Consider the following 13,057-nt stretch of genomic DNA (forward strand, 5'->3'; position numbering starts at 1 on the left):
ACAATGATTCGGTATACGGAAGGATTATCGCTCTGCGCGATACACCAGATCGCCACGCGGAACAGGCTGAGGCTGAAGGCCGAGCCAGGTGTTGTACCCTAATCGCCCGGCGCTGCCGAGCGTGGCGCCCTGCACCGCATCGGCGCGCAGGATCACCCGTGTTTCCCATTCAAATTCCACCCCGGCGTACTGTCGCACCCAGTCGCGCAGCTCGGTGACCCATCCTTCGCCCGGTAGAAAACGGTTGTAGTCGTCTGCGCTCAACGGGCCAATCTCGAGCCGGAATTTATGCTGCACGTCGCGTACCGCAATGCCGAGAAAAGCGGACTCTCCCATGCGCGGCAGGCGACGCCCCTCACCCAGCTGTGCCTGCTCCCGCGTTGAGAGCGGCATCCACTGCGGGACGTTGGCCACCAGCCTGACCGGCACGTTGAAATAGTTGCGCAGGATTTTCTCCAGCCCTTCCGGATCCCGCCCGTGGCGGGTCAGGTGCCCGGCGTGAGTAAAGCGGGCATGCGCGCTCAGGCTGCCTTTCGACATCTGGGCAGGCTGCCCCATGCCAATCAGCGATGCCAGATACCCTTCGAAGCGCCTGTTGTCGTCGCGATCCAGTGAAACGGCAGGCTGCGCGTCCGCCCAGGCGCGGTAGAACAGCAGCGTCAGGCGGTGGTGAAAGAGGTCGGCAAACGCGCTGAGGCTGTGATCCTGATGATGATGAATACGCTCGCGGGCGTACTCAGTCATGTGCACCGGCAGTGGGCCGTTAGGACCAAACAGGCCGAAGCTCAGAATGGAAACCTCATGCAGTCCGTTCTCTTCCCGCTGCCGGACCTCAGCAACCGTTGACGGCGCAAAGCCCATTGAAGGCTGCTGACCAATACGCAGCGGCTCAAATTTAGGCAGCGGCGCGCGTCCCAGCGGGTAACGCTCGCCGCCCTGGGCATCAATGCGTCTTAACAGCTGGAACAGATCGTAGCGCCACGGCGTCTCGCGCACTCCGCGCCAGAACGCATCGGGCAGCGGCGTCAGGCGATGCACGCGCAGCGTTGCAGGGGCAACTTCACTCATACCAGCGCCCTTTTACCCATACGCGGCGCCCAGTAGCCGATTTCGCCGCGCTGCTGGCTCTTGAGCGTGAACTCCGTAAAGCTGTTGATGGAGACCAGGCGGGCAAAAAGGCGCTCCAGCACGCTGCCGAAAAGCCACGGGCTGGCGCCGGAAAAGGCACGTTCGTCCACCGTCAGGGTGATGCCGATCCCGCGGGCGAACACCACCGGGCCGGGTTCCGGCACGCGGCGGTGCACCGGCTCCAGCACGCAGTGACTAACGCCATCCACCTGACGGGCAACCGGCGTCTCGGCGAGGTTGGCGTACAGCCCTAACAGCTGACGCAGCGCGGCAGCGCCCTCTTCGTTTTCGCTGTCCATCAGGCTAAGGTAGTTCATTTGCAGCTGGCTGATGAGCCGCCAGGTGCTGAACCCTTCGGCCAGTGCCGGACGCGGCGGCGTCGGGCCTTTACGCAGGGTTAACGCCATCACCGGCATGGAGTCGGCCATAATAAACTGCCCAAGCTCCTGCTGGAGCATCAGCGGCAGGTCACGGCTGGTGCACAGCACCTCGGCGGAGATATAGCGCAGGTTTTCCTGCCACGGCGCGTGCTGCGCATCCACCAGCGAGACGAAGACCTCCGAGCCGATATAGCCCGTGCGGGTGCCATAGCGCAGCGCGTGTTCGGAGAGAACGCGCTGCTCACGGCGCAGGGAAAAATAGGCGCCGTAGTTGCCCGCGTCCCCGCTCCAGGTACTCCAGAACGGACGAAACGTCTGGTCGTCCCGCTGACCATCCGCGCTGGCATAGATTTTTTTCACGGCATAAATTTCATAATCCAGCGGGCGGATGTTATCCACCACCAGGTGGTATTCATGCTGGCTTTCGCTCAGCTTCTGCCGGGCCGCCACTTTCGGGAACAGGTTGATCACCGGCGTGCAGTGCAGCGCCAGGTGGCTGGCATCCACCACGCGCTCCAGCTGATCGTCGCTCTTGTCGAGCAGAATGAAGATATCAAACGCTTTTTCGTCTTCGCAGCGCTGGATCAACTTGCCCAGCCCGCTCAGGCTGATGAAGCGAAAACGCGCCGGGAACGCGAAGTACTCCTGCAACAGGCGATAGCCGTCAAAGTTACGCAGATCGTCCGGGAGCAGGGCCTGGTCCGCATCAAAGCCTTCCTGACGCAGGGCGTCAGACGACAGCAGCTGGCGCTGGGGCTGCTTGCTGACCGTCTGGCAGACGATGCCCGCGTGGTGCTCCATCACCAGCTCCAGCAGCTTCAGCGCCTCGATGTCCGGGCCGCTTAAGAAGAACTCCAGGCGGTCAAAATCCAGGTGCCCGAGATGCTGCGGGCCATCGCAGGCAATGCGGACCCGTAAGGCGCTGCTGATCCCCCGCTGACTCAGGCCGAGCTGGGCCAGCGGCAGATCGGCGGGAACGCCGCCCAGCTCGATCCGCTCAATTTTTAACGGCAGCAGGTTGACCTCATGCGCCGTGGTATAGCTGCACGTAACGCCGGTTTTTTTCAGCGCCAGGCTGTCCATCATGGTGCCGCGCGGCACAATAAAGCCTTTGCTCAGGTCGCCCCGGCTGCTGTCGGGCTGAATTTCAGCGATCGCCATCGACGGCGTAGGCGCCAGATAATTTGGCGCAATCATCTCCAGCATACGCTGTGAAAAGCGCGGGAATTCGGCGTCCATTTTCATCTGCACGCGGGAGGTCAGGAAGGCGAAACCTTCCATCAGGCGCTCAATGTACGGGTCTGCCACTTCGATGCCGCGCATGCCGAGCCGCCCCGCCACTTTCGGGTAGCGTTCGGCGAACTCCGCGCCCATCTCGCGCAGATAGGCCAGTTCACGGTTGTAATATTCGAGCAGTTTGCTTTCCATCATTACCCCGCATCTTTCAGTTCAAAATGGCCGTTTTCCAGATCGACGTCGGTGCGAAAGAGAAACTCCAGCGGATACGGCACGCACCACAGGCGGCCTTTGATTTCGATAGACAGAACGTTGTGCAGATCTAACGAGGAGGTATCGGACACGCAGCGAACCTGAAGCCCCTGGGGCAGGATCCGCGGTTCAAAGTTAATAATCGCTTCGGTGAGCTTGCGCTGAATGTCGTGCCATTCGATATCAGACATTCTTTTCCCCGCCAGCGGCGCGACGCCGAAGTTAACGACGGAACGGCTCACCTGCGTCAGCCCGCTCAGATCGCTGGAGGCATCGTGGTTGATGGTATTAAACAACCACTGTAAATCCCGCAGGACGTTACGACGCAGCGCGGCGTGGGTAATCAGATTGCTGTTGGCGGACTCGCGTTTTTTTTCCGGATCGTTATCCGTCAGGCGATCCAGCAGTGAGGGCTGCATTTTGTCGCGCGCCCCCACTTTCTCCTGCCTGCTGCGGGCCTGCCAGCCGCTGCGCAGCAGATCGCCTTCGCCAGCGGTATTACTCATCCGCACCATCCGAGGTAAATGTCACCAGGCTCAGGGTAAGCAGCGGGCTTTCGCTTTGCTCGCTCAGCCAGGCTTTCTGCCCCATGCCTTCATACAGGACACCGTCGTCGTCGAGCGGGAGCCACTCGGTGGTGCGCCCCAGTCTAACGCTATCGGAAGCGCCGTCAGCAAACGGATAACGCGCCGGGATCTGACACACCTGCTCGGTGCCGTCCGTTAGGCGGACCAGCGCATGACGCCACACCAGATCGGTCACGCTGGCCGGAGCCTGAAAACGGATCGCATCGATGGCGCAGAACGGCACCCAGAAATAGCGGCCATTGACCAGGGTTTCACACACCGGCCCCAGACGGGCATCGCCGTCCATCAGCCATTCAAAGGTGTGGCTCTCTTCATTCTCCAGCGTGACCTGCCCGCGGCTTGCCGGGGCCTGTTCGAGTGCCGCCAGGCGCAGCGTTTGCGCTTGCCCGGCGCGTTCGGTCAGCGCCTGGGCTAACGTCGACAGCCACGGCCACTGCGCCTCGGGCATTGCCGGTCGCGCCTCTCCCGCGAACACGCGCGCCCGCTGCTGTTCACCCTGAATGGCCTGCTCCAGCAGCGTTACGGTTGGTTTTGCCTGCGGCTTCAGCGCCAGCCAGCTCTTCAGCTGGGTCAGGGCGCGCGCCCAGTTGCCGCTGAGGATCAGAAACTGCACAAACGCGGCGCGCAGATCGGCATCCGCCGCACGAGCTTTGATTTCGGCTTCCAGGCGAAGCAGCGCGTCGCTAATCGACTCACCCGCCAGACGTTGATAAAGCGTATTCATAGCCCCCCCTTAATTCGCCGCGCGCCAGGCGCCCACTGCCGGATCGCGCAGCTGCGGACGCAGCGTGTCAATCAGAACAACGTTCAGCTCCGCGCCCGGTGCAACCCATGCGCTCCAGATCTTCTTCACCTCTGCGATACGCGCCTGGAGTCTGGCGTCGTCGCTGGCGATCTCACGGGTGATTTCCACCGCCACCGTGCCGTTGCTCTTCCAGCCGTTCAGAGTGCTGTCGTACGGCAGGATCATCCAGCTCTGGTCGCTGTTCGGGGTGCTGAAGACCATGCGCTCTTTGTTGACGGAGGTGATCAGCGCCTTTTCAGGATCGACCGCGTTGTTCAGTCCCATCACCGGGAAGCCGTGAATGTAGGTGACCGGAATCGCTTTCTGCGCCCCGTTACGATTTTGCGTCACCACGGTGTGGCCGCTGAGCCAGCTACCGTTGCCGCAGCGGGTGGTGTCGGAATCCGGAATAAACAGCGCCGGCGCGGAGGAACCGCCCTCCCAGAAGGTGCGCAGGTGGCAACCGTCCTGAAGGGTGAACTCCTGCCATGGCGTACGATCTGCCGCCACGGTGTGCGTCTCCGGATTCTGGTCAGGCGGCAGCAGCGCGCCTGAGGTGGTGGTCGTTGCCGCCGTCGTTTCCTGCTGTTTCACCACCAGCGCCCAGTCCTGTGCTTTAGCCGCTGTGCCCCGGGCAAGCGTCGTGCCTTCCGGATCGTTAAGCGTCCAGTTCAGGGTATTCAGCTTGCTGCACTGGTGCTCCAGCAGCGAGCCAAGGCGCGGCACGAAGTTTTCCAGCACCGAAACCTCTTTCTTGCCGTTCGCCACGATACGCAGCGCAACGTCCGCCTTACACCAGCTTTGCGGCGTATTGTCTTTAATGTTGTCGATCCAGATATCCAGCTTCTGCGCAGGAGACTGCACGATGCGGAAGTTTTCAGCCTGTGCGGTGGTCGCCACCGTCAGAAGAGCCAAACCCGATAGCCAAAGTTTCATATCAATCCTTGTGTGTCTAATCAGTTCCGCAGGGAAGAAATTGTGCTGCGTCAGAGAGCGTATGCAGCAAAGTGGTGTCCTGAGGGTTGCCCATCCACACCGCCACGGCGGTATAGTTATCCTGAGCATTGCCCTCCTGTTCGGCATTCTTTTGAATGATTTGGTTCATTAAGGTCAGCCACTCCTGTGGCGTATTGACCATGTGCAGCGACTGCTTCATCTGCTCTTCGCTAACGCCGTGCCAGAAACCGTCGGTGCAGAGCAGGAAGGCATCACCGTCCTCGACCTGCACGACATCGCTGTAGCTCGCTTCCGGTCCGCCATTCTCAATACCCAGCGCCAGATACAGCAGGTTGCTGTTGAGATCGTCGGTCTGATGCCCGGCATCTTTCATCTGCTGGACGAGGCTGTGATCGGTGGTGACATGCCACAGCCAGCCGCGGCGAAACAGGTACAGGCGGCTGTCTCCGGCGTGCGCCCAGTAAGCCAGACGGTAATCCCTGTCGATAAACAGGCTGACCAGCGTGGTGCCCATCCGGCGATAGTCCTGCACGGCCTGTTGTTCGCTGAGGATGGTGCGGTTCGCCGTTTGGACGTAGTCACGAATATGCTGCGCATTAAGGTGCTTGTCGCCGTCAAAGCGGGAAATAATGCTGTTGCGGGCCAGCTCAGCGGCCACCTCGCCGCCCGGCAGGCCCGCGATGCCGTCACAGACGACAAAGCAGGCTGAACGTTCCCCGATGGTTTCTCCCGTCTGATCCTGGTTGCTGGCGCGCGTCCCCTGGCGGGAGAGAGAAGCCGTTGCGATATTCATTTTTCTTCCGATCCGCTTTGTGAGTCTTTGTACTGATTGACCTCCATGTCATAGGCATGGAGGAAGGCTTCGCCAAACAGGGTATGGAAGTCGTCCTCGATCTCGCCCGCCGTCTCGCCATAGCTGCGAACGAAATAATCCCACAGCGCGGCTTTACGGCTGCCCGGCAGCGCCAGGCGTGACGTCATCCCGTTCTGCTTCGCCTGCTCTTCCAGCTGTTCCGGATTAAAGGATTGCAGCATGGCGGCGATAATGGCGCGGATACCGGAGATCATCCCCAGCTGGTGCGCCTGGAGATCGATTAGCGCATCACGCACCGATTTGGTCGGCGGCATAAAGCCCGGCATCGGCGTGCCGAACATCTGGATCAGCACCGTTTTCCCGGTCGGCAACAGTTTGAACGGGTTGTTCGCATCGTCGAGCACCATGGTCATATCGGCTTTCACCCCACGCTTGAGGATGGAGCGCGAGGAGAGCAGCGCCACGGTCCCCTGCGAGAACATGCCCAGGATCTGCCCCAGCTGACGCATATTTTCCCGGTCAAACTGCGGCACCGGCTGCATTTCGCTCAGGCCCATGCCCTCCAGCAGCGCCTCCAGCAGTTCGCCCTGAAGCACCTCGCCCCGCTCGCCGGTCTGCGCGGAGGCAGCAGGCGAAGCAGCGTTTTTAACCGGGTCTATACGCAGGCGGCCTTTAGGCGCCTGCGCGTTGCTGCGCGCCACGGCCTGCGGCGTTGGCATGGTGAAGCCAGCGTAATCGGGACGCGCGGGCTCTTCTTCCGCGCGCGGCGCATCCTGTGGTTCAGTCGGTTCCGGATCGAACAGCGGTGAGCTGGACAGCGCATCCTCTTCCTGTGCGGCTTGCGGTTCAGGCTTTGGCTCCGGCTTATCGGCCACGATTTCACCCGGATGGGTTAACGGCGCGCCACCCATCAGGCCGAGGGGGTCATCGTGACGCGCGGCAGGTGCGCTCGCCGACCCGCCAAACAGGGCTAACGGATCAAGTTCGTCCGACGCCTCTTCCTTTGGCTGGGCAGGTTTGCTTTCGTCCGGCTGTACCAGCGTTGAAGGGGTGACATCGTCAAAGATGCTCTCTTTTTTAAACAACGCTTCATCGCTGAACAGCGTGTCCGGGTCAACGTTTTTACGTTCAAGCGACGGTTCGGCGTCGTTAAACATTGCCAGCGGATCTTCGGCATTCCGCTCCGGGGCCGCAGGCTGAGAGAACGGATCGTGGGATGCCGCGGGCTGTGGTTTTGCCCGGTTGCTGGAGATGCTGTCGGAGATGGAAAACTCCTGCATCAGGCTGTCCCAGATTTCCGACGGCACGGCCGTAGGTTCAGCTTTTCCGCGAGGCGCGGCGCTGGCCGGTTTCGGTTGTGGCGCCGGAGCAGGTGTCGCCGCTGGGCGCGCCTGCTGCATGCTGGCCGCCATGCGGCTTACGGGCTGGGTGTCATGAATGAGTTCGCTGACTTCAATGCGATAATCATCAATACCGAGAATATCCCCATCCTGAAGCTCAACCTGACGCCCACGCTCCAGCGGGATATCATTCAGTACCACGCGGGTAACGCTGCCGCGGTTCGTGACGCGGCATTCGCCACTGGCGTCGACGTGAACGATGGCCTGCAAACGCGAGATAGTGCGGTCATTGTCCGGCAGCACCAGATTGTTATCCGTACCGCGCCCAATGGTGCCGCCCGGGGCATAAAAATCACAGCTGCTTTGCGGCGGCTGATGACCGGGTTTCGTAGAAATAATCGTGAATCGCATGGCGTATTCCTGCTGGTATGATTAGCGCTCAAACGCTGCCGCTCTCGGGGGTGAAAACGGCGGGGTTTGGGGGTTAAGGGCTGATTAAAATTATTTGACTACATTCAGGAAAATAATGCCAATAAGCAGCCATAGCGTAAAAAGAAAGGCCTGAGCTTTATAGCGTCGATGCAGTTTTAATATCCAGCCGATTCTCTCTTCCGGTAATGCCTGAACGAATTTATAGGCATCGTCCTGAACATTTCTGTCTTTGGTAAATTTCATCTTCACGCCTTTGCGAAGACGAACAAACCAGATTATTTTTTGATAGTTTGCCAGCGAGCCAAAAAATGATGCGTAATTTGTCACCAGATCGAGATCGTAGCCTTTTTGCCTATATTCTGAAAGAAGCTGATTATATTCGGCCTCGTGTTTTTTAAAATAGCGGGAACTGATGAAGTCCATAATTACGACAAGTAAAAATAAAACAACAATCAGAAATAAAAGAATATTTTCTAAATTCACCATAGCTTATCCATGACATATTCAGTTGCTCCACCGGCAACTTCGCCACCAATGTATCCACCCGAAGCGGCTCCTACCACAGAACACGCGAGCAACCCTACACCACCTGTTGCCACGCCCAATGCAACACATACGCCAGCCCCAGCCATGGCGCCATATTTTCCGCCATAAATCCCGCCCGCAAGACTGGCGCCAAATTGACTGTACTTCTTAACGGCGACTTTGGAACAACTCTGCTCTCTACCTACTGTACAGGCATCGTAAACTTCATTGGTTGTGTTTGCACCAGCGAAGCCGATAGCAAGCCATCCTCCCATTTTCAGAAAACGGGCAGCTTTTGAAGCATTGTCTACATATGTTGAATACCCTCGTATCGAGGCAACACCCGCAGTACTCCATTCGTGGACAATTGACCTGCTTGATAAACCTAAAGCGTGCTTGATTTCTTCATAAGGTTTCAGTTTCAGCGTTAGTCTGGACAGCTTATTTAATAAAACGTCCAGCTCAGAAAAAAGTTTTTGCCTTTCAACAAAAAACTGCTGCCCGATCAATGTGCCTTGCGTTCTGTATTGAATTTGATAAGCCAGTTCGATAGCTTTTAATTTCTTTTCTATTTCGCTAAAGTACCTTTCACCTGCATCAGCAACCACCCCGAGAGATTTATCCATAAAATTAGTTAATGCTGCGATGGTACTAAAATGCTTGTTAAAGAAATTAGCTTCATCTGTATTCAGTTCTGCCAATGCTCCATTAACCTTTTGCTTTGCATTTTGTAATTGTTTTAGCTGAACCGCATTTTCAGCACCCGGAGCATTAAGGATCAATATTTGCCCGGGTTTTAACCACCGTGTGTCCCTGTTCACTTGCATAAAATAACGTGCCGCTTCACTGTCTGGTTTATTGAACAGTAGTCTTGCCTGGAAATCTAACGTACCAGCCTGCTGAACAACACAATAACCAGGAGCAACCGTTGATTTTACGCTCATATTGACATCCCTTTGCAAACGAAATTAAGTCTCTGTAAATAATGACCGGGGAAAACTCCCCGGTCACGCGCGCAATTACGCTTCTTTGTTTTCTTTGATGTTCCAGCCAGCGCTGCTTTCAGCACCTTTACCACCGGCAGTGGTCTGCTCCCAGTACTGCTGTTTCACTTTCGCAGCCTGGAATGCATAGGTCACGCCAACGGTATCGCCGTTGTCTGCACCCGTGTACTGAACGGAAGTCACGAGAACGTCTTCCAGGGTGATGCGGGTGTATTCAACCTGCTGACCACCCGCTTTGCAGACGGACAGTTCAACTTTGGTCAGGTGTTTACCGCTTGCGCAGTGTTTCAGGATTGCTGTAGTGGATTTGTCGATCAGAGCGTTAACGTGCAGATCGTTAAAGTTCACTTTACCGGCACCGCCGCCACCGCCAACGCTCATATTACCTGGCTGGGACGCGCCCCAGGAGAAGGAGGTAATATCAGTCCAGCCGGTGTGGTTAGAATCTTTAGATTCGCCCGTAACACCCTCGACCTTCAGAAACATATCAATAGCCATAATATCTACTCTTCGTGGATGAACAATATTGCTTTCGAAAAAGCCCTTATATGGCAAACAGGAAAGCATGGGGCTGAATAAAACCGTCCATATTTTACCTCTGCCTCATATCAAACGACCCGTGTCATTTGACAGTCTTACATTCCCCCTGAACGAAAGGAAAGAATGTGAAGTCTTATACTATTGTGGATTATCCTGAATCCAGGTACGATCAGGATCGCCAATGATGAGCTGCGGAACCAGTTTATTCAGTTCGTCACTATGATAAAGACGTAGACAATTTAAGGTTACGCCTTTTACATCAGGTTTGCGCTCCGAGTGGAAACCATTAATTTGGTTTTTATACTTCCCAATAATGGCGTTAACTTTGTCAGTACCGTTTTCAGCATCAAACGGTATCCATTCAATAAATGCGCTCGCACTGCGGGCCGCATCAGCAGAAAATTGACTGCCTTTATCTGCTACCTGCGCAAGGCAGCGCGCCAGGACAAAATCTTTAACCACCTGCCGGTATGTTTGCTGCTGATAAAAATCAACGTAAGGGTTGTCACCGCGAGCAGAAAAAGATAAGCAAGTGAGCAAAAGAAATACGGTCTTTAAACACCTGAATATAATTAATTTAATTCCCAAAACCAGATTTCCTGACAGTACGGAAAGCAATCGGAGTTACATATAAACGAATTATTACTCAGAGGCTCGATAAGGTCGATATGACCACCGCCATACCCATCAATTTTATTGAAGAAAACAACACCTTTTCGGCCCAACATTGAGCGTGCACCAGCCTCGCGGTCTTTAAAGATTTCTGCCTTGCCAAACACATGGGATTTATAAAGCTGATCGGCAAGTAATTTTGCGCCAGGCTCGATTGTTTTTCCCTTATAGGGACCGGTCTTTATGGGTAAACGCCCTGTAAATTCAACATTACATTTTAACAATGCCAGGCTCATTCTTACCGCACAGGTATTTTCGTATGCCGGTTGTTGCTTGATAATCGTCGAATAATCGTAGCCAATTTCTGAAAAAACCTGTTCACCCGAGGCAAAACCCGCGCGTGTGTGATTTGAAGAGTAATGCTGACGTTTAAGTTGTTCGTATAATGGTCTCATTTGTCACTCTCCTTTTTTGCACGGGCGTAATTCTTTCATGCCGTCAATGATGATTTTTGAAGCGCGCTCCTCGCCTTGCTGTTTCGATAAGTTCGCAAAACGAGAATAGAGAAACTCATGTATTGTATTTGGCAAAAAAGGCCTGCCCTTGCACCATGCAGTGCCCTCAGACGCGTCGACTACGCCGAGAAGATACATATTTGCCTTAATGCGTTCACGTTCATTCGTTTTCGACAGCCAGGCTTTAGCAAAACGCTCTGCACTCAGATTTAAATCGTACCCTGTTAACAGCGTCGGATCGCGTTGGAAGTTTGATGTGTCATCCTGAGGCAATGCTTCCGCTTGAGGGTATTTATAATTTCCGGCGTCCGCGCTTGCGAGAGTAGAAACTGCCAGCAAACTGGTCGCGATCACAAGTATATGTTTCACCGTATATCCTTATTCACTGACAGAAATAAGTTAAGCTTTTACGCACAAATGGCCGGCCCCTGCGGGCCGGCAATTATTATCACGCGTCTTTCGTCTTCAGCGACGGCAGTTTAGAAACCAGGCGCAGGGAAACGGTCAGACCTTCCAGCTGGTAGTGTGGACGCAGGAAGAACTTCGCGGCGTAGTAGCCCGGGTTGTCCTCAATCTCCTGCACCTGCACTTCCGCCGCCGCCAGCGGTTTACGGGACTTGGTTTCCTGGGAGGAGTTCGCCGGGTCACCGTCGACGTAGTTCATCACCCAGTCGTTCAGCCAGCGTTCCATCTCTTCGCGCTCGCGGAAGGAGCCGATTTTGTCGCGCACGATGCACTTCAGGTAGTGAGCAAAACGACAGCAGGCGAACAGGTAAGGCAGACGGGAGGCCAGGCGCGCGTTAGCGGTGGCATCCGGGTCGTGGTACTCGGCCGGTTTTTGCAGGGACTGCGCGCCGATGAAGGCGGCGAAGTCGGAGTTTTTGCGGTGAACCAGCGGCATAAAGCCGTTTTTCGCCAGTTCCGCTTCACGGCGATCGCTGATGGCGATCTCGGTCGGGCACTTCATGTCCACGCCGCCGTCATCGCTCGGGAAGGTGTGGCACGGCAGGTTTTCCACCGCCCCGCCGGATTCGACGCCGCGAATCGAGGTGCACCAGCCGTACTCTTTAAAGGAGCGGTTGATGTTGGCCGCCATCGCATAGGCCGCGTTCGCCCAGGAGTAGCTGTTGTGGTTCGCGCCGTCGGTCTGCTCTTCAAAATCAAAGCTGTCGACCGGGTTGGTGCGAATGCCGTACGGCAGGCGCGACAGGAAGCGCGGCATCACCAGGCCCAGATAGCGGGCATCTTCCGATTCACGCAGTGAACGCCAGGCGGCGTATTCGGTGTTCTGGAAGATTTTGGTCAGATCGCGCGGGTTAGCCAGTTCCTGCCAGGACTCCATCTGCATCACGCCCGGTGCGGTACCGGTGATGAACGGACAGTGGGCCGCGGAGCCAATGCGCGCCATCTCGCCCAGCAGCTCAACGTCCTGCGGGCTGTGGTCGAAGTAGTAGTCGCCTACGATGCAGCCAAACGGCTCGCCACCGAACTGGCCGTACTCCTGCTCGTAGATTTTTTTGAAGATCGGGCTCTGGTCCCAGCCCACGCCCTTGTAGCGCTTCAGGGTGCGGCCCAGCTCCTGCTTGGAGATGCTCATAAAGCGGATCTTCAGCATCTCGTCGGTTTCGGTATTGTTCACCAGGTAGCTCAGGCCGCGCCAGGCGCTTTCCAGCTTCTGGAACTCCTCGTGGTGAATGATCTGGTTCACCTGCTGCGAAAGCTGCTCGTCAATACCGGCAATCAGGTTCTGAATGGTGCGGTAGGTATCGTTTGAGAAGGTCACGGTGTTTTCCAGCGCCTGCTGCGCCAGGGTTTTAACCGCGCTTTCTACGGCAGAGCGCGCCTGATCGGTTTTCGGGCGGAACTCTTTATTCAGCAGCGCGCTGAACTCGTCCTGGCTGAATGCCTGGCCCGCCTGCTGATCGTGTTGTTGAGTCTGGTTGCTCATCGA

Annotated in this window: 14 protein-coding genes; all 14 read right to left on the bottom strand. The window is 56.4% G+C overall.

What is annotated here, in order from left to right:
* Positions 1 to 24 precede the first annotated feature (24 nt).
* A complete protein-coding gene (tssG, locus tag O1724_RS13455; protein ID WP_022651406.1) occupies positions 25 to 1,068 on the bottom strand; it encodes a type VI secretion system baseplate subunit TssG in 1,044 nt (347 codons plus the stop codon).
* Entirely contained in the window at positions 1,065 to 2,936 is a 1,872-nt protein-coding gene (gene tssF, locus O1724_RS13460) for a type VI secretion system baseplate subunit TssF (RefSeq protein ID WP_479983976.1), read from the bottom strand. Before tssF ends, tssG begins: the two co-directional genes overlap by 4 nt.
* A gap of 2 nt (positions 2,937 to 2,938) precedes the next feature.
* A complete protein-coding gene (gene tssE / locus O1724_RS13465) occupies positions 2,939 to 3,502 on the bottom strand; it encodes a type VI secretion system baseplate subunit TssE (protein WP_003859970.1) in 564 nt (187 codons plus the stop codon).
* Positions 3,495 to 4,307, bottom strand: a complete 813-nt coding sequence (locus O1724_RS13470; protein WP_126296975.1) for a type VI secretion system accessory protein TagJ — start codon at positions 4,305 to 4,307, stop codon at positions 3,495 to 3,497. The genes tssE and O1724_RS13470 overlap by 8 nt, the downstream gene beginning before the upstream one ends.
* Before the next feature lie 9 nt (positions 4,308 to 4,316).
* Complete coding sequence (locus O1724_RS13475; RefSeq protein ID WP_023314307.1) at positions 4,317 to 5,303, bottom strand: hypothetical protein; 987 nt, start codon at positions 5,301 to 5,303, stop codon at positions 4,317 to 4,319.
* Between the two features lie 16 nt (positions 5,304 to 5,319).
* Positions 5,320 to 6,117 carry a PP2C family protein-serine/threonine phosphatase gene (locus O1724_RS13480; RefSeq protein ID WP_003859969.1) on the bottom strand — a complete coding sequence of 266 codons (798 nt, stop codon included), beginning with the start codon at positions 6,115 to 6,117 and terminating at the stop codon, positions 5,320 to 5,322.
* On the bottom strand, positions 6,114 to 7,889 hold the full coding sequence (gene tagH, locus O1724_RS13485; protein WP_126296976.1) for a type VI secretion system-associated FHA domain protein TagH: 1,776 nt from the start codon (positions 7,887 to 7,889) through the stop codon (positions 6,114 to 6,116). The genes O1724_RS13480 and tagH overlap by 4 nt, the downstream gene beginning before the upstream one ends.
* Positions 7,890 to 7,979: 90 nt before the next feature.
* The gene (locus tag O1724_RS13490) at positions 7,980 to 8,396 is read right to left on the bottom strand and encodes a hypothetical protein (RefSeq protein WP_045896022.1); all 417 of its coding nucleotides are present in this window, start codon (positions 8,394 to 8,396) and stop codon (positions 7,980 to 7,982) included.
* Positions 8,390 to 9,379 carry a hypothetical protein gene (locus O1724_RS13495; protein ID WP_126296977.1) on the bottom strand — a complete coding sequence of 330 codons (990 nt, stop codon included), beginning with the start codon at positions 9,377 to 9,379 and terminating at the stop codon, positions 8,390 to 8,392. The genes O1724_RS13490 and O1724_RS13495 overlap by 7 nt, the downstream gene beginning before the upstream one ends.
* 75 nt (positions 9,380 to 9,454) lie before the next feature.
* Positions 9,455 to 9,937 (bottom strand): Hcp family type VI secretion system effector, encoded by a 483-nt coding sequence (locus tag O1724_RS13500; RefSeq protein WP_014884229.1) that lies wholly within the window; start codon positions 9,935 to 9,937, stop codon positions 9,455 to 9,457.
* Positions 9,938 to 10,117: 180 nt separating this feature from the next.
* Positions 10,118 to 10,567 (bottom strand): T6SS amidase immunity protein Tai4 family protein, encoded by a 450-nt coding sequence (locus O1724_RS13505; RefSeq protein ID WP_052703902.1) that lies wholly within the window; start codon positions 10,565 to 10,567, stop codon positions 10,118 to 10,120.
* Entirely contained in the window at positions 10,552 to 11,046 is a 495-nt protein-coding gene (locus tag O1724_RS13510) for a T6SS effector amidase Tae4 family protein (protein ID WP_045911215.1), read from the bottom strand. The genes O1724_RS13505 and O1724_RS13510 overlap by 16 nt, the downstream gene beginning before the upstream one ends.
* 3 nt (positions 11,047 to 11,049) lie before the next feature.
* Positions 11,050 to 11,475, bottom strand: a complete 426-nt coding sequence (locus O1724_RS13515) for a Rap1a/Tai family immunity protein (RefSeq protein WP_022651414.1) — start codon at positions 11,473 to 11,475, stop codon at positions 11,050 to 11,052.
* A 79-nt stretch (positions 11,476 to 11,554) separates the two neighbouring features.
* Positions 11,555 to 13,054 (bottom strand): type VI secretion system contractile sheath large subunit, encoded by a 1,500-nt coding sequence (gene tssC / locus O1724_RS13520; protein WP_006810956.1) that lies wholly within the window; start codon positions 13,052 to 13,054, stop codon positions 11,555 to 11,557.
* Positions 13,055 to 13,057: the final 3 nt, after the last annotated feature.

This window comes from Enterobacter cloacae complex sp. HYC074_NIDB (assembly GCF_056673345.1).